The organism is Bhargavaea massiliensis (assembly GCF_050480245.1).
Taxonomy (GTDB): domain Bacteria; phylum Bacillota; class Bacilli; order Bacillales; family Anoxybacillaceae; genus Anoxybacillus.
In genome coordinates this window covers 1-21,067 of sequence record NZ_JBCNEQ010000017.1, presented here as the reverse complement: position 1 = coordinate 21,067, position 21,067 = coordinate 1, and the positions used below count along the sequence as shown (strand labels likewise).

The 21,067-nt window shown below is 41.1% G+C and carries 21 protein-coding genes and 1 other annotated feature; all 21 genes read left to right on the top strand.

Annotated features, from left to right (window positions below):
- Window positions 1-13 precede the first annotated feature (13 nt).
- The 21 genes from nrdR (at window position 14) to ABEV15_RS04175 (ending at window position 20,969) form a co-directional block, all read left to right on the top strand.
- Entirely contained in the window at window positions 14-484 is a 471-nt protein-coding gene (gene nrdR, locus ABEV15_RS04275; protein WP_429633535.1) for a transcriptional regulator NrdR, read from the top strand.
- A 33-nt stretch (window positions 485-517) separates the two neighbouring features.
- On the top strand, window positions 518-1,915 hold the full coding sequence (locus tag ABEV15_RS04270) for a replication initiation and membrane attachment family protein (RefSeq protein WP_498852443.1): 1,398 nt from the start codon (window positions 518-520) through the stop codon (window positions 1,913-1,915).
- Between the two features lie 10 nt (window positions 1,916-1,925).
- On the top strand, window positions 1,926-2,858 hold the full coding sequence (gene dnaI / locus ABEV15_RS04265) for a primosomal protein DnaI (protein WP_498852442.1): 933 nt from the start codon (window positions 1,926-1,928) through the stop codon (window positions 2,856-2,858).
- Between the two features lie 62 nt (window positions 2,859-2,920).
- Window positions 2,921-3,775, top strand: coding sequence for a putative sporulation protein YtxC (gene ytxC, locus ABEV15_RS04260; protein ID WP_498852441.1), 855 nt, complete (start codon window positions 2,921-2,923; stop codon window positions 3,773-3,775).
- Window positions 3,776-4,070: 295 nt separating this feature from the next.
- Window positions 4,071-6,002 (top strand): threonine--tRNA ligase, encoded by a 1,932-nt coding sequence (thrS, locus tag ABEV15_RS04255; RefSeq protein ID WP_498852440.1) that lies wholly within the window; start codon window positions 4,071-4,073, stop codon window positions 6,000-6,002.
- A 114-nt stretch (window positions 6,003-6,116) separates the two neighbouring features.
- Window positions 6,117-6,241: a sequence feature (ribosomal protein L20 leader region), on the top strand.
- Between the two features lie 25 nt (window positions 6,242-6,266).
- Window positions 6,267-6,809, top strand: coding sequence for a translation initiation factor IF-3 (infC, locus tag ABEV15_RS04250; protein ID WP_498852439.1), 543 nt, complete (start codon window positions 6,267-6,269; stop codon window positions 6,807-6,809).
- Between the two features lie 19 nt (window positions 6,810-6,828).
- On the top strand, window positions 6,829-7,029 hold the full coding sequence (gene rpmI / locus ABEV15_RS04245; protein ID WP_003397838.1) for a 50S ribosomal protein L35: 201 nt from the start codon (window positions 6,829-6,831) through the stop codon (window positions 7,027-7,029).
- Between the two features lie 18 nt (window positions 7,030-7,047).
- The gene (rplT, locus tag ABEV15_RS04240; protein ID WP_003397837.1) at window positions 7,048-7,407 is read left to right on the top strand and encodes a 50S ribosomal protein L20; all 360 of its coding nucleotides are present in this window, start codon (window positions 7,048-7,050) and stop codon (window positions 7,405-7,407) included.
- 60 nt (window positions 7,408-7,467) lie between these two features.
- Window positions 7,468-7,956 (top strand): dUTP diphosphatase, encoded by a 489-nt coding sequence (locus tag ABEV15_RS04235; RefSeq protein ID WP_498852438.1) that lies wholly within the window; start codon window positions 7,468-7,470, stop codon window positions 7,954-7,956.
- 55 nt (window positions 7,957-8,011) lie between these two features.
- Entirely contained in the window at window positions 8,012-9,097 is a 1,086-nt protein-coding gene (locus ABEV15_RS04230; protein ID WP_004889094.1) for a M42 family metallopeptidase, read from the top strand.
- Window positions 9,098-9,356: 259 nt separating this feature from the next.
- A complete protein-coding gene (locus tag ABEV15_RS04225; protein WP_498852437.1) occupies window positions 9,357-10,538 on the top strand; it encodes a galactokinase in 1,182 nt (393 codons plus the stop codon).
- The gene (gene galE, locus ABEV15_RS04220; RefSeq protein WP_171700416.1) at window positions 10,535-11,521 is read left to right on the top strand and encodes a UDP-glucose 4-epimerase GalE; all 987 of its coding nucleotides are present in this window, start codon (window positions 10,535-10,537) and stop codon (window positions 11,519-11,521) included. Before ABEV15_RS04225 ends, galE begins: the two co-directional genes overlap by 4 nt.
- Window positions 11,522-11,524: 3 nt before the next feature.
- On the top strand, window positions 11,525-13,036 hold the full coding sequence (gene galT, locus ABEV15_RS04215; protein WP_498852436.1) for a UDP-glucose--hexose-1-phosphate uridylyltransferase: 1,512 nt from the start codon (window positions 11,525-11,527) through the stop codon (window positions 13,034-13,036).
- Window positions 13,037-13,052: 16 nt separating this feature from the next.
- Window positions 13,053-13,196 (top strand): hypothetical protein, encoded by a 144-nt coding sequence (locus ABEV15_RS04210; RefSeq protein WP_498852435.1) that lies wholly within the window; start codon window positions 13,053-13,055, stop codon window positions 13,194-13,196.
- Between the two features lie 289 nt (window positions 13,197-13,485).
- Entirely contained in the window at window positions 13,486-14,775 is a 1,290-nt protein-coding gene (locus tag ABEV15_RS04205) for an ABC transporter substrate-binding protein (protein ID WP_171700418.1), read from the top strand.
- A gap of 234 nt (window positions 14,776-15,009) precedes the next feature.
- Window positions 15,010-15,927, top strand: a complete 918-nt coding sequence (locus tag ABEV15_RS04200) for a carbohydrate ABC transporter permease (protein ID WP_171700426.1) — start codon at window positions 15,010-15,012, stop codon at window positions 15,925-15,927.
- Entirely contained in the window at window positions 15,920-16,744 is an 825-nt protein-coding gene (locus ABEV15_RS04195; protein WP_004889101.1) for a carbohydrate ABC transporter permease, read from the top strand. Before ABEV15_RS04200 ends, ABEV15_RS04195 begins: the two co-directional genes overlap by 8 nt.
- Window positions 16,745-16,889: 145 nt before the next feature.
- Complete coding sequence (lacZ, locus tag ABEV15_RS04190) at window positions 16,890-19,931, top strand: beta-galactosidase, LacZ type (protein ID WP_498852434.1); 3,042 nt, start codon at window positions 16,890-16,892, stop codon at window positions 19,929-19,931.
- Between the two features lie 174 nt (window positions 19,932-20,105).
- Window positions 20,106-20,543 (top strand): helix-turn-helix domain-containing protein, encoded by a 438-nt coding sequence (locus ABEV15_RS04185; RefSeq protein WP_498852433.1) that lies wholly within the window; start codon window positions 20,106-20,108, stop codon window positions 20,541-20,543.
- On the top strand, window positions 20,473-20,694 hold the full coding sequence (locus ABEV15_RS04180) for a beta-galactosidase (protein WP_498852432.1): 222 nt from the start codon (window positions 20,473-20,475) through the stop codon (window positions 20,692-20,694). Before ABEV15_RS04185 ends, ABEV15_RS04180 begins: the two co-directional genes overlap by 71 nt.
- A complete protein-coding gene (locus ABEV15_RS04175) occupies window positions 20,607-20,969 on the top strand; it encodes a beta-galactosidase trimerization domain-containing protein (RefSeq protein WP_498852473.1) in 363 nt (120 codons plus the stop codon). Before ABEV15_RS04180 ends, ABEV15_RS04175 begins: the two co-directional genes overlap by 88 nt.
- The last annotated feature ends 98 nt before the right edge of the window (window positions 20,970-21,067 follow it).

Below are 21,067 nucleotides of genomic sequence, written 5' to 3'. Positions count from 1 at the left end.
GGAGCTGATACATATGAAGTGCCCATCGTGTCACCATAATGGAACGCGTGTTCTTGATTCGCGTCCAGTCGATGAAGGGCGTTCCATTCGTCGCCGCCGAGAATGTGAGCGTTGCCATTTTCGTTTTACAACGTTTGAAAGGGTAGAAGAAACGCCGCTGATCGTTGTAAAAAAAGAAGGGACGAGAGAAGAATTTAGTCGTGAAAAAATATTGCGCGGGCTCATTAAAGCATGTGAAAAGCGCCCGGTTGCGCTTGAACAATTAGAGGAAGTGACGCGGCATATTGAACGGGAATTGCGCAATAATGGCATGAACGAAGTGAAAAGTGAAACGATCGGAGAAATGGTGATGGAACGGTTATCAAAAATCGATGAAGTGGCTTACGTCCGATTTGCTTCAGTGTATCGTCAGTTTAAAGATTTAAACGTCTTTATCGAAGAATTAAAAGAACTCATTAAAAAAGAACAAGGAGAAAGAGCATAATGCGCTCTTTTTCATATAAAGAAGGTCGATAATATGGAATATAGTTGGAAAGAGTTAATTGCGGTCGACCGATATATCGTACATGCGAACGGAGTGCTAAGCGAGCTAGACCGAAAAGTATTGACACTTTTATATCAACCTTTAATTGGTGCGCAAGCATATAGCTTATATATGACGTTATGGAGCGAGCTAGAACAAGCACGCTTATGGAGTGAAGAGACGACGCATCATAGCTTAATGGCGATTATGCAATGTAGTTTGCCGACTATTTATGCTGAACGCTTAAAACTTGAAGGGATTGGATTGTTAAATACGTATATGAAACGAACGAATGAAGATGATGAGCGCGTATTTATTTATGAACTTCGCCTTCCACTTACACCTGAACAATTTTTCAATGATGGGGTTTTAAACGTATTTTTGTATGACCGTGTAGGGAGAACAAAATTTCAAAAGCTGAAAAAGTTTTTTTCTGATCATATGATTGATCGCACTTCGTTTATGCCCGTGACTCGCTCATTTCACGATGTATTTTCATCTATCCAACCGGAAAAGTTGATTCATAAGTTAAGTGATGAAGCAAAACAAGAGGTTATGCTTCAAGACGGACAGCAGTATATCGGAAAAGAACGAGCGATGTATACAATGCGCGATGATATATTTGATTTCGATGCGTTTTATGCAGGACTGTCTCATCATCTTGTGCCGCGGCGCGCCATTACGGAAAAAGTGAAAGATGCAATCAAAAAGCTTTCCTTTTTGTATGGCATTGGTCCGCTTGACATGCAAAAAATTGTGATGAGCGTCATTGATCCGGCTGAACAAATTGATATCGAAGCATTAAGAAAAGCAGCGCAAGAATGGTATCAATTTGAACGAGGGGAAGCACTCCCGCGTCTGTATGATCATGTGCAACCGTTAGCGGAACGGACGATGGCGCACATCGAACCAAAAAACGAAGAAGAATATTTAATGAAACAGCTCGAAACTGTTTCACCGAGACAGTTGCTTATGGACTTTTCTGGTGGAGTTGAGCCAGCGTTAGCAGATTTGCAGCTCATTGAAGAGATTATGTTTAAACAAAAATTGACACCAGGTGTTATGAACGTGCTTATTTATTACGTCATGTTGCGCACGGATATGAAATTACCGAAAAAATATGTTGAAAAAATTGCAAGTTCATGGGCTCGGAAAAAAGTGCGGACAGTGAAGCAAGCGATGGAATTAGCGAAAAAAGAAGCGCGTGAATATGAAACATTTATGAAAGAAAAAGAACAAAAAGGCTCTAAAAAGCCGATTCGTACCGAATTGTTGCCAGATTGGCTCCAAACAGATTATTCACAATTTGAGCGGAAACAAGCGAAAACGGAAGAAGAATTAGAACAAAAAAGGCGCGAGTTGGAAGAACGGTTGAAAAAGCCGAAAAGTTAGGGGATAAACGATGAAACCAATTCGGGAAACAATCCATCATTTGTTGAATCGCCATGATTTTAAAGAACGATATGAGGCGATGAAGCGTGAAATTTTACGTGATCCGCATGTTCAAACATTTTTGCGCGGACATCATGTCACAGATGAGATATTGAATCGTCATCTCGGTAAATTGTATGAGTTTGTGCAACAAAGCAAACATTGTGAACGTTGTCCAAGTTTAGAACAATGTCCGAATTTGCTGAAAGGTTATACGCCTCATTTAATTTGGCAAGGAAAAAACATTGACGTACAATACGAGCGGTGTGCTCGTAAAGTACAAGATGATGAACGAAAAAAACAACAGTCGCTGATTCGTAGTTTGTTTATCCCGCGTGATATGTTACAAGCATCATTTGATAAGCTAGAAACGGACGATCTTGGACGTATTGAAGCGATCGAACTTGCGAATACATTTGCATCGACGTATGAAGTAGGTAAACGAATAAAAGGGTTATATTTATATGGGTCATTTGGAGTAGGAAAAACATACTTGTTAGCAGCGATGGCGAATGAATTAGCCCAAAGGCATATCGCTTCATTTCTCGTATACGTTCCAGAATTTGTTCGCTCATTAAAATCGGCACTTCAAACGGACGCGTTTCAAGATACGATCGAATATGCGAAGCAAGTGCCTGTGCTTATGCTTGATGATTTAGGAGCAGAATTAATGTCAAGTTGGTGGCGCGATGAGGTGCTCGGTCCGATTTTGCAATATCGCATGCTTGAGCATTTGCCGACATGCTTTACATCAAATTTCGATTTAAAACGTCTTACTCACCATCTTGCCCATTCGCAGCGCGGTGAAGAAGAGCAAGTGAAAGCAGCGCGAATCATTGAACGAATTGTCTATTTAGCTACTCCGATCGAAATGAAAGGAAAAAATCGCCGAATCGACATGTGATAAACAGACGGTGTCCCCCATATATATAAAACAAGCATGTTTCGGGAAAAGGGGGGGCACCGTTGATTTATATCGTATTTCAAGATGGACAAGATGCACAACGACTATTTGCAGAATTAAGTAAAGCGCCACAACCATATGGAAAATTGCTTTACGACGACAAGACGATTACCGTTTTTTTTCATGAATCGAATGTTGCGCATATGCGCGCATTGTTCATTCCGATTTTTACTTCATGCATCATTCGAGCATTTGAAGCACGTTGGCTTTTATCGATCATTTCGCGCACATTTTTTTATGAAAACGAAGAAGAACAACAACAAATTTTACAGCTCGCTTATTCGTTTATTGACGGTGAGAGACATGACTATCGCCTCGGAAAAAAAACGAATATGCCGCGTGAGCAATTAATTGCGCAATCGTTGCATGAATGTTTGCATGAAGGGTTGTTTTCGTTTGAATCGCTTATGACTTTTCGTCTGAAGCCGTATTATGACCGTCTTATGCATTATGTCGAATTAGCCATTGAAGAATACAAATTAGAGCAAGAATACCAATCATTTGTTCATATGTTGCGTGAAATTGTTGCATCACGCCCGCCGCAAATGAATGCTCTTCACGTATTATATGAGCACGGATCGTTTCAATTTTTCGATGAGCGATTCGTCTACTTGTCACCTCAACAGCTGAAGCAGTGGATTGATCGAAGATTGATGGTGAGCCAGCCGATGTACATTGATACATCTGTATTAGCACCGCTCGTCTCTATTGCGCCAGAAAAAATATGGATATATACCGATGTGACAGATGTTGGGATGATTCAAACGATTCAAAACGTATTTCAAGAGAGAATTGAGCTACGACCACCTCTTGATTTTCCAAAAAAATATGCTTATAATGACATACATAATGAATAAGGTCAAAAGTGATGATGAGGACACGGGTGTATTTTTACGGTTCACAGAGAGGGAAGGCATAGGCTGAAACCTTCCTAACACGAAAAATGCACTTACCACCTCTAAACTTCAGCAGTGAACAATGGGACGATGGCCCGTTTAGTAATTGCTGACGGTTTGCGCCGTTATCGAAATGAAGCCGTTTATACATTCGTTTTGCATTTGTATAGACGGGAAGAAGGGTGGAACCACGAAACCAACTCGTCCCTCGTTTTTGGGACGGGTTTTTTTATTTTTAAAAAAGGAGTGAATAGCTTTGGCGGATGTAGTAAAAATTACATTTCCAGATGGAGCAGTAAAGGAGTTTCCGAAAGGGGTGACAACGGAAGACATTGCGGCTTCCATTAGCCCAGGACTGAAGAAAAAAGCGATTGCAGGAAAGCTAAATGAGCGCATGATCGATTTACGCACACCGATTGAAGAAGATGGCGCCATTTCAATTATTACACAAGATATGCCAGAAGCACTTGACATTTTGCGTCATAGCACAGCGCATTTAATGGCCCAAGCCATTAAACGATTATATAAAGATGTAAAGCTTGGCGTTGGTCCTGTCATTGAAAACGGCTTTTACTACGATATTGATGTCGATGTCCCAATTACAGCGGAAGACTTACCAAAAATCGAACAAGAAATGAAAAAAATCGTAAAAGAAAACTTAGACATCGTTCGAAAAGAGGTAAGTCGTGAAGAAGCAATTCGTCGCTATGAAGAAATTGGCGATCCGTTGAAAATTGAACTCATTCACGATATTCCAGAAGGAGAAGTTGTCTCCATTTACGAGCAAGGGGAATTTTTCGATCTTTGTCGCGGTGTGCACGTGCCGTCAACAGGAAAAATAAAAGAGTTTAAACTGTTAAGTGTGGCGGGTGCGTACTGGCGCGGCGACAGCAAAAACAAAATGTTGCAACGCATTTACGGCACAGCCTTTTTCAAAAAAGAAGATTTAGATGAATATTTGCGCCTTTTACAAGAAGCGAAAGAGCGCGATCATCGCAAGCTTGGAAAAGAACTCGACTTATTTATGACGTCACAAAAAGTTGGACAAGGATTGCCGCTTTGGCTTCCAAAAGGGGCGACAATTCGCCGAACAATTGAGCGTTATATCGTCGATAAGGAGTTGTCGCTTGGTTACCAACACGTATATACGCCTGTGCTCGGTAGCGTGGAATTATATAAAACGTCTGGCCATTGGGATCATTATAAAGATGGGATGTTCCCACCGATGGAGATGGATAATGAGCAGCTTGTATTACGTCCGATGAACTGTCCACATCATATGATGGTGTATAAACATAAAATTCATAGCTATCGCGAACTGCCAATTCGCATCGCAGAACTCGGCACGATGCACCGTTATGAAATGTCTGGAGCGCTTACAGGTTTGCAACGTGTGCGCGGCATGACGTTAAATGATGCACATATTTTCGTACGCCCAGATCAAATTAAAGACGAGTTTAAGCGTGTCGTTAATTTAATTTTAGACGTATATAAAGACTTCGGTTTAACAGATTATTCATTCCGCCTGTCGTATCGTGATCCACAAGATAAAGAAAAATATTATGATGACGATGCGATGTGGGAAAAAGCACAAAGCATGTTAAAAGAGGCGATGGACGAGCTTGGGCTTGACTATTACGAAGCGGAAGGTGAAGCGGCGTTTTACGGTCCAAAGTTAGATGTTCAAGTGCGTACGGCGCTAGGAAAAGACGAGACGTTATCGACTGTTCAGCTTGACTTCTTGTTGCCGGAACGTTTTGATTTAACATATATCGGTGAAGACGGAAAACCGCATCGTCCGGTTGTCATCCATCGTGGTGTCGTATCGACGATGGAACGCTTCGTTGCCTTTCTAATTGAAGAGTACAAAGGAGCGTTCCCAACATGGCTAGCACCAGTGCAAGTACAAGTCATTCCGGTCGCTCCATCCGTTCATATGGATTATGCGTATGAAGTGAAACATACGTTACAATCAGCAGGCTTGCGTGTCGAAGTCGATGAGCGTGAAGAAAAAATCGGCTATAAAATTCGTGAAGCACAAATGCAAAAAATTCCGTACATGCTTGTTGTAGGTGATAATGAAGTAAACGAACGAGCAGTGAACGTACGAAAATACGGTGAACAAAAAAGTGAAACGATGGCACTTGATGCGTTTATTGATTCCATCCAAAAAGAAGTACGAAAATAGTTGCATTTTCTCTTCATGTTTGTTATAGTTTTACTTGTTGTGATGAATTGACATCAGTTGACAATGCGTTTTCGTTTATGGTATATATGTTAAAGTAAAAGTAAATACTTGTTTGGAAACAAGCAGAAGCACCCGCTTCTCACCTGATCGACGCCATATGGCTGTTAACAGGTTTTATGACAAAATGAATGTTGTCATCGAGACGTGTGGGTGTATTGTGCCCACACGTTTTTTGTTGTGTGCGTTCTGCTTTAACAAACAAGTTTGAAAAAACCGTGGAGGTGGCTAGTTATTAGCAAAGATTTTATTATTAATGAGAACATTCGGGCACGTGAAGTTCGTTTAGTCGATCCAAATGGAGAGCAACTTGGGATTAAGACGAGACAAGAAGCGTTAGAAATTGCAGCGCGTTTAAATTTAGACTTAGTGATGGTTGCACCAAATGCGAAACCGCCAGTATGCCGCATTATGGATTATGGCAAGTTCCGCTTCGAGCAACAAAAGAAGGAAAAAGAAGCGCGTAAAAAGCAAAAAGTGATTAACGTAAAAGAAGTTCGTTTAAGCCCAACGATCGAAGAACATGACTTCAACACGAAATTGCGCAACGCGCGGAAGTTCCTTGAAAAAGGAGATAAAGTGAAAGCGACGATTCGCTTTAAAGGACGTGCGATTACGCATAAAGAAATTGGTCAGCGCGTGCTTGATCGATTTGCTGAAGCATGTGCGGATATTGGTACGGTTGAGACGGCTCCAAAAATGGATGGCCGCAGCATGTTTTTAGTGCTAGCACCGAAAAACGACAAATAACAAAAGGGAGGAACACCTTATGCCAAAAATGAAAACTCACAAAGGCTCAGCGAAGCGTTTCAAAAAGACAGGAACTGGTCAATTAAAACGTTCACACGCATTCACTAGCCACTTATTCGCTAACAAAACACAAAAACAAAAGCGTAAACTTCGTAAAGCAACGCTTGTATCAAAAGGCGATTTCAAACGCATTCGTCAATTGTTAGATAACGTAAAATAATTTTAGGAGGGAAATGTTATGCCACGTGTAAAAGGCGGTACAGTCACACGCAGACGTCGTAAAAAAATTCTTAAACTAGCAAAAGGATATTTCGGTTCGAAACATCGTTTATATAAAGTTGCAAACCAACAAGTGATGAAATCGTTAATGTACGCGTATCGCGATCGTCGTCAACGTAAACGCGACTTCCGTAAACTTTGGATTACGCGCATTAACGCAGCAGCGCGCATGAACGGTCTTTCTTACAGCCGTTTAATGCACGGATTAAAACTTGCAGGTATCGAAGTAAACCGCAAAATGCTTGCTGATTTAGCAGTAAACGATGCAGCGGCATTCACACAACTTGCAAACATCGCAAAAGAAAACTTAAACAAGTAATAAAGGAAATGACCATTCTCCCTTGAGGGGATGGTCATTTTTTATAAGAGGGGGAGAAAAATGAATTTACAAACATTATTTTCTATGCAACGACAATTAGATGAGCGAATTGAGACAGAACGAGGATTGCGCGGTGAACGTTTAATCGAGCGTAAACTGTTAGCCCTTCTTGTCGAAGTGGGGGAGCTAGCGAACGAAACGCGTTGCTTCAAGTTTTGGAGTTCGAAGCCACCAGCAGCAGTCGAAACGATTTTAGAAGAATATGTCGACGGTCTTCACTTTATTTTATCGCTCGGGCTCGACCTTTCTTTACATGAGGGTGTACAATGGCCAAACGTACAAGAAAGCCGACCGCTTGTTGATCAATTTTTACGCGTATTTGAGGCGGTTCACGCGTTTCGTGGACAGCTAAATGAAGAAGCATACAATCAACTAGTGTATGCGTACGCTCAGCTTGCTCATGCTCTCTCTTTTACTGCCCAGCAAATTGAACGTGCGTACATCGCGAAAAACGAAGTAAATCATGAACGACAAAGTCACAATTATTAACAACTGTCAAAATGTTTAGTATAATGAATGTTGTACATAGAGAGGAGTGACAGATGTGAAAAAGCTCGATGAAACGTTAACGATGTTGAAAGCGTTAACGGATGCAAAAGGCGTTCCAGGGAATGAACGGGAAGTACGTGAAGTGATGAGATCGTATATCGCTCCGTATGCGGATGAAGTGACGACGGACCGCCTCGGAAGTTTAATTGCGAAAAAAGTAGGAAAAGAAAACGGACCAAAAGTGATGATTGCAGGTCATTTAGATGAAGTTGGTTTTATGGTGACGCAAATTGATGAAAAAGGCTTTATTCGTTTCCAACCGCTTGGCGGCTGGTGGAGCCAAGTCATGCTCGCTCAACGTGTGACGATCGTGACGCAAAAAGGCGACATCACAGGTGTCATCGGTTCAAAACCGCCACACATTTTACCTGTAGAAGCAAGAAGAAAGCCTGTTGAAATAAAAGATATGTTTATTGACATCGGAGCTTCGAGCCGTGACGAAGCGATCGAGTGGGGGGTGCGCCCTGGCGATGCGATTGTACCATATTTTGAATTTACGGTGATGAACAATGAAAAAATGTTGCTTGCGAAAGCATGGGATAACCGCATCGGTTGCGCTGTTGCCATCGATGTGTTGAAACAATTAAAAGATGTGGAGCATCCAAACGTCGTGTATGGCGTTGGTACAGTGCAAGAAGAAGTAGGCTTGCGCGGTGCGCGAACATCTGCTTTTGCGATCGAACCAGATATTGCGTTTGCGGTTGATGTTGGCATTGCTGGTGATACACCAGGTGTATCAGAAAAAGATGCGATGGGAAAACTCGGAGGTGGACCGCATATCGTTTTATACGATGCAACGCTCGTTTCTCATAAAGGATTGCGTGAATTTGTCATTAGTGTCGCAGAAGAAATGAACATTCCATACCGTTTTGACGCGATGCCAGGCGGCGGAACAGACGCTGGTGCGATCCATATGACGATGCGCGGCGTTCCAGCGTTAACGATCTCTATCCCAACGCGCTACATTCACTCTCACGCTGCCCTTCTTCACCGCGATGACTACGAACAAACAGTAAAACTACTAGTCGAAGTCATTAAGCGTCTCGATGAAGGAAAAGTGAAAGAAATTACGTTTGATTAAGAGAAGAGAAGTCGACTCGAACAGGGTCGACTTTTTACTTTTTTTCAGAAAATTTTTATTGACTTAAGTTAAATAATTTACTAAAATTTTATTAACAGAAGTAAGCGCTTACTAAAATTTTTATTAACAGAAGTAAGCGCTTACTAAAATAAAACTTATTTCTAGGGGGAGATAACAATGAATAAGAAAAGGTTATTTAATTTCTGATTATTTAGGTAACTAGTATTAAAATAAATTTAAGCAAAAGTGGTGATCTAGAATGATTGAACATTTAAAAAATGAATATATAAAAGCATTTCAAGGGGGATATGGAAGATCATCTGTCTTCTTCGCCCCCGGCCGTGTTAATTTAATTGGGGAACATACAGATTATAACGGAGGATACGTTCTCCCGTGTTCGCTGCATATGGGGACGTATGCGGTCGCTCGGTTGAATGATGATGGGATGATTCGGCTCTATTCAAAAAACTTTCATGAAGATGGAATTGTCTCCGTCACAAAAGACGAACTTTCATATGACGAGCGTCATGGATGGGCGAATTATCCGAAAGGAATGATTCGTGCGCTCATGCCAAAAGATGTACAAAGCGGGATTGACGTCTTATACTATGGCAATATTCCGAATGGGGCTGGATTATCTTCGTCTGCGTCGATTGAGCTCGTTACGGCCGTCATGTTGAACCATTTGTTTGAATTAAATATCGAGATGTTGGAATTAGTGAAGATTAGCCAACAAGTAGAAAACGAATATATCGGTGTGAATTGTGGCATTATGGATCAATTTGCGGTTGGAATGGGAAAAGCAGGTCATGCGCTACTGCTTGATTGCCAAACGCTTCAATACGAGTATTTGCCCCTGTCTTTGGAAGATTGCTCGATCGTCATTGCAAATACGAATAAAAAGAGGGGATTAGCTGATTCAGCATATAACGAGCGACGAGCGACATGCGAGCAGGCGTTAGCGAAATTACAACAATATGTACGCATCAACTCGCTTGGAGATATGACGATGGAACAGTTTAATCAATATGCACATGTATTGTCTCCGATCGAACAAAAAAGGGTGCGACATGTCGTTTCAGAGAATGAGCGGACAAAGCAAGCGGCTTTTGTTTTACGCCAAGGAGATTTGCATACATTTGGACAATTGATGCGTCAATCACATGAATCATTGCGTGATGATTATGAAGTGACGGGAAAAGAGTTAGATACGCTTGTTGAAGCGGCATGGAAACATGAAGGTACAATAGGAGCACGTATGACGGGGGCAGGCTTTGGTGGTTGTACTGTAAATATTGTAAAGGACGATCATATTCCATCGTTTATTGAGCAAGTCGGTCAAATGTATGAAATGGAGATTGGTTATGCCCCAAGTTTTTATGTAGCTAAAATTGGCGATGGGGCAAAACAGCTTACAAAAGAAGGAGAGAGCATACGATGATTCTCGTTTGCGGTGGGGCTGGATACATTGGAAGTCATGCAGTGTATCGTTTAATCGAAAAAGGAGAAAGAGTTGCTGTCGTGGATAATTTACAAACAGGACATCGAAAAGCTGTTCATCCAGAGGCGATATTTTATGAAGGTGATATTCGTGATCGCCACTTTTTAAGCAACGTATTTAAAAATCATGAAATCGATACAGTGATCCATTTTGCAGCACATTCTCTTGTTGGAGAAAGTGTGAAACAGCCGTTAGCTTATTACAACAACAACGTTTATGGAACAGAAGTGTTGCTTGATGTGATGAATGAATATGGCGTCAAACAAATTGTTTTCTCCTCAACGGCTGCGGTGTATGGGGAACCAAAACAAATTCCGATTCAAGAGGCAGATGAAACAAATCCTGAAAGTCCGTATGGAGAAACAAAACTAGCGATGGAAAAAATGATGAAATGGGTGAACGTTGCACACGGTATTCGTTACATTTCTTTACGATATTTTAATGTTGCTGGAGCGTATGGAACGATGCTTGGTGAAGATCATCGTCCGGAGACCCATTTAATTCCACTTATTTTGCAAGTGCCGCTACGGAAACGAGAAGAGATTCATATTTTTGGAGATGATTACGACACGCCTGATGGCACGTGCATTCGTGACTACATTCATGTGCTAGATTTAGTCGATGCTCATCTATTAGCGGTAGAAAAACTAAGAAACGGTGGGGAAAGCAACATATACAATTTAGGAAATGGCAACGGTTTTTCTGTAAAAGAAGTCATTGAGGCTGCACGACGCGTGACGGGACATCCGATTCCTGAAAAAGTTGTGCCGAGACGACCTGGAGATCCTGCGCGTTTAGTTGCTTCATCGGAAAAAGCAAAACGTGAACTTGGCTGGAAACCGTTATACACAACGATTGAAGAAATTGTTGCTTCAGCATGGGAGTGGCACGAGGCGAATCCGAACGGATATGAAGAGGTGTAACTCATGGTGAACATTTACGAAGAAATTGAAACACTCATTCAATATGCGCTCCATCATCGCCTAATTGAACGAGAAGATGTCATTTATACACGCAATCGAATATTAGCGTTGTTGAAATTAGACGAATGGCAACAAGTTGACGTGATGCCTTCCTCGGATCGCCCACTTGTTTCCATCTTACAACGGATGATCCATTGGGCTGAAGAACATGGACGGCTTGTTGGAAAGACAGTTACTGATCGCGATTTATTTGATACAGAGATTATGAATTGTTTTGTAGCGCGTCCGTCAACGATCATTCAAACGTTTTATGAGAAATATAAGCGAAACAAACAAGAGGCGACAACTTGGTTTTATGAGCTTAGTCAAGCATCCAATTACATTCGCGTAGACCGAGTGATGAAAAATAGACGATGGAAAGCGCGTACGAAATATGGGGATATGGATATCACGATTAACTTATCCAAACCCGAGAAAGATCCTCGAGATATTGCGCGCATGAAGGACGTAAAGGAACAACGTTATCCTACTTGCTTACTATGTATTGAAAATGAAGGGTACGCAGGAACGATTCGTCATCCTGCGCGAGCGAATCATCGCATCATCCCACTTCATTTATGCGGTGAACGTTGGTTTTTCCAATATTCCCCTTACGTTTATTACAATGAACATTGCATCGTATTACGCGATAAACATATGCCGATGAAAATGGAAAGAAAAACGTTTGAACGGTTGCTTGATTTTGTCGATCAATTTCCACATTATTTTATCGGCTCTAATGCTGATTTACCAATTGTAGGAGGATCTATTTTATCGCACGATCATTTTCAAGGTGGAAAATATACGTTTGCGATTGAAAAAGCTCCATCTGATTTTTCGTTTACATTGCCAGCTTATCCTCACGTACAAATGAGCATTGTTCGTTGGCCGATGTCAGTTATACGTATACGTGGAGCAAAGAATGATGTATTACAAGTGAGTGATTTGATTTATAAAGAATGGAAAAAATATAGCGATCCTCAAGTGGATATATATGCACAAACAAGCGATGTGCCGCACAATACAGTCACGCCAATTGCTCGTCGACGTGGGGAGTTGTACGAGATGGACATCGTGTTAAGAAACAATCGCACATCAGAACAATATCCGTACGGTATTTTTCATCCGCATGAGGAGCTCCATCATATTAAAAAAGAAAATATCGGATTAATTGAAGTCATGGGATTAGCGGTATTGCCTAGTCGATTGGCGGATGAGCTAGACCATATCGCACGATATATGAAAAATCAAACGCCAAAAGAGCAATGGGAACCGTCGTTATTGAAACATTGGGAATGGGTGCAAGACATAATGGAAAGACACTATGTTTTTGATGATGTACATGAATTATTAAAAGAAGAAGTAGGAAAACGATTTGAACAAGTACTCGAACATGCGGGAGTGTTTAAGCGGACGGAAGAAGGAAAGCGAGCGTTTCATCGTTTTATTCGTCACATTCAAGAAAAACATAGATAAAGACGGAGGAGAAAACATGTATGTAGGAGTGGACTACTATCCAGAATACTGGCCAAAAGAAATGATTGAAGAAGATATTCGAAGAATGGGTGTGAACACGGTCAGAAGATGGGGGCAAATGGCTATTGGAACTGTTTGTACCGTCAACATGCGATATTGATGGAAAATGTTTTCGAGGAGGTGAATTGAGGATTCAGGGGGGTGATGTAGCAGTGTTAAGAGAGCATGATGAAGCCGTGAAGGTTTAGAGAAGTCTCGTTCCGACAGTTGGCAACATAATATGCATAAGATGATAATGTCTATAAACATTGGATCTTACGCACTTAGTGAAAAGGCTCATTTCATTAAGACAACAACTGAAAAATGTATGTTTTTCGGCTGTATATTCTTAATTAGACTCCTTTTTCACCAAAAGTTCATAAGAATTAAAAAAACAGGAGGGATTTTCTTTGAAAAAGATTTTGACACTATTTTTAGTAAGTATTCTTCTATTAACTGCTTGTTCTTCAGAAACGAAAACCGGGGGAGATACAGATGGTACAAAAAGTACGAATGAAATAACAGTGTGGACGTGGGATCCAAATTTTAACGTAAAAGCGATGAAAATTGCAGAAGAGTTTTATAAGAAAGAGAATCCTAATTTTAAATTAAAAATTATTGAAAATGCTCAAAAGGATGTCGTTCAAAAGCTTAATACAAGTTTAAGTTCTGGCACAACAAAAGGCTTGCCAAATATCGTATTAATTGAAGACTATAGTGCACAGAGCTTCCTTAAATCGTATCCTGATGCATTCTATGACCTATCAAAATATTTCAAAGCGGAAGATTTTGCTGAATATAAACTTGCTTCTACTAGCTTAAATGGTAAACATTATGGGCTTCCGTTTGATACAGGGGTTGCTGGGTTATATGTGAGAACAGATTATTTGCAAAAAGCGGGATATACTGTTGATGATTTACAAGGATTGGACTGGAACAAATATATTGAAATTGGGAAAAAGGTAAAACAAGCAACGGGTAAATATATGCTTGCACTCGATCCTAAAAATCTGGGGATTATTCGTGAGATGATTCAAAGTAGTGGTTCATGGTATGTGAAAGAAGACGGAGTAACCCTGAATTTGGCAGACAATGAGCCGCTGAAGGAAGCATTTAAAACTTACAAAGAAATTGTAAACGCAGGGATATCGAAACCTGTTTCTGACTGGGGTCAATTTATTTCCTCTTTTAATAGTGGAGCAGTTGCATCGATCCCGACAGGAAACTGGATTACAGCTTCTGTTAAAGCCGAAGCTTCTCAGGCTGGTAAGTGGGCTGTTGTGCCTTTTCCGAAACAATCGGGCATTCCTAACTCTGTTAATGCTACGAACCTAGGTGGAAGTTCTTGGTATGTACTTAACATTCCTGGAAAAGAAAAGGCGGCAGAATTTCTAGCTAAAACGTTTGGATCAAATGTTGAGTTTTATGAAGCGCTAAACAAAGAAATTGGTGCAATTGGCACATACAAACCAGCTGCTAATAGTGAGGCCTATAAGGCTGCAGATGAGTTTTTTGGAGGTCAAAAAGTAACAGCTGATTTCTCCAAATGGATGACAGAAATTCCTCAAGTAAACTATGGTGCACATACGTATGTGATCGAAGATATTTTAGCAGTTGCGTTGCAAGATTACTTAAAAGGCAAAGATCTTGATAAAGTGTTGGAAGATGCACAAAAACAGGCAGAACAACAAGTTAAATAAATATACAGAACATCTATCAATTGTTTTATGAATTAAGCCCCGGGATTCTGCCGTCCTGTCTGGTTTTTATACTAGCACCATTCCGTAGGAGGCGGAGTGGTTCGGGGCTTTTCAGTGAAGAGGTGCGCCTTGAGTTGTTATTTTCATGCGCGGAAGGAGAGTAAAAGTTTGTTCATGGATTTTTTGTTATCAATAGTGATAGGGAGTTGAGATAGAGTGATTCCGTCAACAAAGATGAATATAGATTTGACGATTAAAACAGGTCCAAATATTAATCGGAAACACCGTATTAAGAGCACAATAGTTGGATGGTCTTTTGTGATATTGGCTACTATTATGATTTGCGTATTTTATTTCTATCCAATGGTTCAGGCATTGATTCTTTCGTTACAATCAGGTTCGGGTGCGAATCTAACTTTTGTTGGACTGAAAAATTATGCTCGTCTATTTAACGATCCTACCTTTTTAACAACTGTAAAAAATACAGTGATATACCTTATTATTCAAGTTCCGATTATGATTATTGTCGCTTTATTCTTAGCCGTACTATTGAATAATCCGAAATTAAAGCTGAGAGGATTGTTCCGAACAGCAATCTTTTTACCATGTGTCACTTCCCTAGTTGCGTATTCTGTCATATTTAAATATTTGTTTAGCGAAGATGGATTGATCAACGTTATGTTGACGAAATTTTCCCTTATATCTGAGCCAATCAACTGGCTAGGTGATCCTTTTTGGGCTAAAGTGACCATTATTATTGCTCTTACGTGGAGATGGGCAGGATATAATATGATTTTTTACTTATCTGCTCTACAAAATATTGATCAATCCATTTATGAAGCCGCTAAAATTGATGGTGCTTCGCCAGTTCAGCAGTTTTTTAAAATTACGATTCCATTGTTAAAGCCTGTGATTTTGTTTACGTCAATCACTTCAACAATCGGTACGCTCCAGCTGTTCGATGAAGTAGTGAACATTACGCAAGGGGGACCGGGAAATGCAACGATGACGATTTCTCAATATATCTACAATCTTTCATTTAAATATACTCCTGATTTCGGTTATGCGGCAACAGTTTCGTATGCGATTGTGATTATGATTGTATTCTTTTCTATTATTCAGTTTAAAGTGGCAGGTGATAAAAATGAGTAATCTTAAAAACGTATTCAACTATACTGTTTTAACCATTGCATCTATTGTTTCTGTGTTTCCATTTTTGTGGATGGTTGTTAGTGCAACGAATAAATCAGTAGAAGTGACGAAAGGGCGGTTATTGCCAGGTAGTCACTTTATGGAAAACTTCCGCAACCTGCTTGATAGCACTAATCTGGTCAATGCATTAATGAATTCGGCAAAAATCGCGATTGTAACAACTTTACTTGCATTGTTGGTCTCCTCTTTGGCTGGTTACGGATTTGAAATTTTTAAAAGCAAAACAAAAGATTTTGTATTTAATTTCTTGTTGCTTTCAATGATGATACCTTTTGCTGCTTTAATGGTCCCGTTGTTTAGAATGTTTGGGACAATATCACAAATATTTCCAAGCATCGGTATTGATACAATGACGGCCGTTATTTTGCCGACAGTCACAACGGCATTTCTGATTTTTTTCTTCCGCCAAAACACGAAAATGTTCCCGAAGGAAATTATTGAAGCGGGCCGAATTGATGGATTGTCTGAATGGGGGATCTTCTTCAGGCTGTATGTCCCTACCATGAAAACAACCTATGCAGCCGCGGCCATTATTACATTTATGTCGAGCTGGAACGGCTATTTATGGCCACTTGTCATATTACAGTCCCCGGAGAACCAGACGGTGCCATTGCTTATATCAAATCTCGGATCGAGTCATTATCCGGATTTTGGAATGATCATGACCGCTGTTGTGATCGCTACCTTGCCGACGGCGCTAATCTTCTTTTTCATGCAAAAGCACTTCGTTGCTGGGATGCTCGGTTCAGTAAAATGATGAGTAAGGAGTGTACCTATGGGTTGTTAGATATCAACAAAAATGAAAAAATATGTTATTAATTTTGTCGAAAAATATTTTTTGGCACCCCTAAGATGCCAAGAAACCTTGATATATCAACATTTATAGAGGGAGTGTGGAAATAATGAAAAAAACATTAACAACCCCCACATTAGAATGGCTTTCAGATCCTCGTGTGTTCGGTGTTAATCGCCTGCCTGCCCATTCGGACCATATTTATTATGAGACGTTGGAAGAAGCAAAAAGTGGAGTTTCCATGTCGATGCGCTATGAGTTGAATGGGAATTGGAAGTTTCACTATGCAGTCAATCCAGCTAGCCGCCCGGCGGAATTTTATCAGCTCGATTTTGACTGCTCAAACTGGAGTGATATTTCCGTACCAGGACATATTCAGTTGCAAGGTTATGGAACTCCCCAGTATGTAAATGTAATGTATCCGTGGGATGGTCATTGCGATGTTCATCCTCCAGAAGTTCCTATGGATTATAATCCAGTAGGAAGCTATATAAAAATTTTTAATCTCCCTAAAAGCATGAAAGATAAACCGGTGTATATTTCTTTTCAAGGAGTAGAGTCAGCGTTTTATGTTTGGTTGAACGGGCAGTTTGTTGGGTATAGTGAGGACTCTTTCACGCCGGCAGAATTTGAACTTACACCTTTTATAAAGGATGGAGAGAATAAGCTCGCGGTTGAGGTTTACCAGTACAGCACCGGAAGTTGGCTTGAGGATCAGGATTTCTGGCGTTTTTCTGGAATCTTTCGCGATGTATACCTTTATACAGTGCCAGATATTCATGTCTATGATTTACATGTTCGCGCCGAATTGGATTCGTCCTATACGAGAGGCATGTTAACGGCGGACCTTACCTTTTTGTCTCCGGTACCTGCCGGCTCTAGGTTTATCGCTGAACTGTATGATGCGAAAGGCGACCTTGTCGCCAAAAAAGACGGAGAGCTTCATGGCGAAAAGGGGACATTTTCCATTGCGGTCGATGAACCGGAATTATGGAGCGCGGAGAAACCGTATTTGTATAAGCTATATATTCAGATTTTTAATGAGTTTGGCCAATTGGTAGAGGTTGTTCCACAGAAGGTCGGTTTTCGAAGATTCGAGATCATCAATAAAGTTATGCACCTTAACGGAAAACGGATTGTATTTAAAGGCGTTAACCGACATGAATTTCATTGCCGAAGAGGCCGGGCGATCACAAAGGAAGATATGCTATGGGATATTAAAACATTGAAGCGTCATAACATTAACGCAGTCCGTACGTCACACTATCCGAATCAAAGCTATTGGTATGAACTATGCGATGAATACGGCATCTATGTCATTGATGAAATGAATTTGGAAACGCACGGAACGTGGCAAAAAATGGGCCGTGTCGACCCCACATGGAATGTTCCGGGGAACAATCGAGAATGGCAAGACATTGTTATGGACCGGGCGATTTCAATGTTTGAAAGGGATAAGAACCATCCTTCCATCCTGATTTGGTCATGTGGAAATGAATCGTATGCTGGGGAAGTTCTGTTAAACGTCGCCAACTATTTTCGGTCAGTCGATCCGAGCCGTCTTGTCCATTATGAAGGAGTATTCCACGCCCGCGAGTACAATGATATAAGCGACATAGAAAGTCGTATGTACGCAAAGCCTCATGAAATTGAAAAGTATTTAACAGAAAATCCGGATAAACCGTATATCAGCTGCGAATATATGCATGCAATGGGGAACTCGCTCGGCGGGATGTACAAATATACGGATTTGGAACAAAAGTATCCGATGTATCAAGGTGGTTTTATTTGGGATTTCATTGATCAAGCCCTTGTGAAAAAAGATCGTTATGGAAAAGAATTTTTGGCATATGGAGGGGACTTTGGCGACCGTCCAACCGATTACGGTTTCTGCACGAACGGAATTGTCTATGCCAACCGGGAGTTGTCACCGAAGATGCAGGAAGTAAAATATCTTTATCAAAACTTTAAGCTTTCACCGGATCAATACGGTGTTAATATTAGAAATGAAAGTCTTTTTACTGACACAAGTGAATATGATTTAGAATACGTCCTATTCCTTGAAGGGAGAGAGTTGTATCGAAGCAAGCTGAATGTATCGGTAGCACCGCAGGAAGAGAAAAGAGTCGAGTTCGACTGGCCCCTTGGGATGATGGCAGATGCAGGTGAATATTGCATTCATGCATCATTTAAATTGAAAGAAAAAACACTTTGGGCTGATGCTGGTTATGAGGTGGCATTCGGCCAGTTTGTATTCCAGATTGGTTCCAAGGAATTCGTTGTTCCTAGCGGAAAGTTAAAAGTTGTCCATGGTGATGTCAACATTGGGGTGCACGGCAAAGATTTTACGATCATGTTTTCCAAACAGGCAGGAAGCCTAGTTTCAATGAATTATGCAGGCAAGGAGATGATTGCGGTCCCTCCTGCACCATTGTTTTGGAGGGCCACGACTGATAATGACCGAGGTTTTTTGCAAGACTTCTATTCGGGGCTTTGGTATGCGGCGAGTTTGGCACGTAAATGTGTAAAAGTCGATGTGAAAGAGGAAGCGGCCCAAGTAAATGTCACCTTTACCTACAAATTTTCCATTCACCCTGAATTGGAAGTGAAAATTGGTTATACCGTTTATGCTGATGGCAGCATTCGCGTGAAGGCGGTCTATCATGGAGTCGAGAATCTTCCGTCAATGCCGATTTTTGCGGTATCATTCAAGGTTCCAGCCGATTATAATCAACTCGAGTGGTATGCAATGGGGCCCGAAGAAAACTATGTCGACCGCTCAAAGGGGGCAAGACTTGGAATTTTTAGAAATCAAGTATCTGACAATGTATCGCGCTATCTCAAACCGCAGGAATCAGGAAACAGAACAGGTGTTCGTAAAGTAAGCTTAACGAACAACAATGGACAGGGAATAAAAATTTCTTCTATAACTGAACCGTTGGAGTGCAACTTTTCGCCATACACAGCTTTTGAACTTGAACATGCCAATCATCATTACGAGCTGCCCAATATTCATTATACGGTTGTCACGGTAGCAGGTCGACAAATGGGAGTTGGCGGGGACGACAGCTGGGGCGCCCCAGTTCACGATGAATACGTCATAAAGGCAGATCAAGACATGGAATTTGAGTTTATGATTCATAAAGTTTAGCGACAACAGCATTATGATGTAAACTTCTCATCTTAGCGTTTTCGTTTATCTTGAAAAATAAAAATTGCCCTAACAATATGTGTTCATTAAAAACTAATCTTCTTAAATTACTCGTGCACACTCCGATGATCCTGTTGCCCTAAGGAAACCAATGGAAAAGGAGCAGGATCATTCATGAAGCGTTTGTGCATCACCAACGATCACGGATGGACACCTCGGACACTTCGCAAACAGGAACGGAAAATCAAAAACACCCTTCTTCGCCAACGGGTGATGGCGGTTCGCCTGGTCATGGAAGGCTATTTGGGCAAAGAGGTGGCCTCCATGGTCAACGTGTGCCGACAAACCGTTTCCCATTATGTGTCGCTGTTCAACGAAGGCGGTCTGGAGCTCCTGCTTCATCGGGATTTCGCCCCCAGGCGGGAGCCGTTTCTCACCGAAGAACAGCAGGAAGAGATCAAACAGCTTGTGTTGACCACCACTCCCGTAGAACTGGGCTGGGACGTCGCTTCGGCGTGGAACACCAAACTCCTGCAATCCTATGTCGAAAAGCACTTCGGTGTTTGCATTTCCCGCTTGGTTGGCAAAAAAACATCCAGACATTTTATCTAAAGACGAGTTTGGGCGTGTTCGTGTTTTTGGTGGAAGAAGACAATATTGTTTTAATTCAACAACATTTGGTCGTGGCGTTTTCAGCCACAAAGCAAGGCGTTTGATTTTACAACGGAGCTTCTTCGATTGTATGAGCTGTTTTATCGTTTAAATGCGAACATTGACGTTATTCCTGTGTCGCGTGATTTTTCAACATATAAAGTGCTCGTCATTCCTGTATTGCAAATTGTCGATGAAACATTAGCTGAAAAGTTTAAAACGTTTGCTCGATCTGGTGGGACAATTATCTTTTCGTTTCGAACGGGATTGAAAAACAAACAAAATAACATTCATTTTAAACATATATTACCCGCAAAAGTGGTGAAGGTGTCGAAGTGTATCGACGTGTATGTCAACAACCCAATGACTAAAGTCATGGGCTTGTAAGCCCCATGTTGACCAGACCAAGGCTTGAAACAGAGCCTACGTTATAGATGTCATGACACGTTCGGGTGCTTCTCCAGCCCGTTCCTCTGTCGTGCAAG

What these genes read in the sequence shown, in the direction of transcription:
- galT (WP_498852436.1), top strand. Translation starts at nt 11,525, where the DNA reads ATGGTGAACATTTACGAAGAAATTGAAACACTCATTCAATATGCGCTC.
- ABEV15_RS04195 (WP_004889101.1), top strand. Translation starts at nt 15,920, where the DNA reads ATGAGTAATCTTAAAAACGTATTCAACTATACTGTTTTAACCATTGCA.
- ABEV15_RS04225 (WP_498852437.1), top strand. Translation starts at nt 9,357, where the DNA reads ATGATTGAACATTTAAAAAATGAATATATAAAAGCATTTCAAGGGGGA.
- ABEV15_RS04235 (WP_498852438.1), top strand. Translation starts at nt 7,468, where the DNA reads ATGAATTTACAAACATTATTTTCTATGCAACGACAATTAGATGAGCGA.
- ABEV15_RS04210 (WP_498852435.1), top strand. Translation starts at nt 13,053, where the DNA reads ATGTATGTAGGAGTGGACTACTATCCAGAATACTGGCCAAAAGAAATG.
- dnaI (WP_498852442.1), top strand. Translation starts at nt 1,926, where the DNA reads ATGAAACCAATTCGGGAAACAATCCATCATTTGTTGAATCGCCATGAT.
- rplT (WP_003397837.1), top strand. Translation starts at nt 7,048, where the DNA reads ATGCCACGTGTAAAAGGCGGTACAGTCACACGCAGACGTCGTAAAAAA.
- galE (WP_171700416.1), top strand. Translation starts at nt 10,535, where the DNA reads ATGATTCTCGTTTGCGGTGGGGCTGGATACATTGGAAGTCATGCAGTG.
- ABEV15_RS04185 (WP_498852433.1), top strand. Translation starts at nt 20,106, where the DNA reads ATGAAGCGTTTGTGCATCACCAACGATCACGGATGGACACCTCGGACA.
- rpmI (WP_003397838.1), top strand. Translation starts at nt 6,829, where the DNA reads ATGCCAAAAATGAAAACTCACAAAGGCTCAGCGAAGCGTTTCAAAAAG.
- nrdR (WP_429633535.1), top strand. Translation starts at nt 14, where the DNA reads ATGAAGTGCCCATCGTGTCACCATAATGGAACGCGTGTTCTTGATTCG.
- ABEV15_RS04270 (WP_498852443.1), top strand. Translation starts at nt 518, where the DNA reads ATGGAATATAGTTGGAAAGAGTTAATTGCGGTCGACCGATATATCGTA.
- lacZ (WP_498852434.1), top strand. Translation starts at nt 16,890, where the DNA reads ATGAAAAAAACATTAACAACCCCCACATTAGAATGGCTTTCAGATCCT.
- ABEV15_RS04200 (WP_171700426.1), top strand. Translation starts at nt 15,010, where the DNA reads ATGAATATAGATTTGACGATTAAAACAGGTCCAAATATTAATCGGAAA.
- ABEV15_RS04180 (WP_498852432.1), top strand. Translation starts at nt 20,473, where the DNA reads ATGTCGAAAAGCACTTCGGTGTTTGCATTTCCCGCTTGGTTGGCAAAA.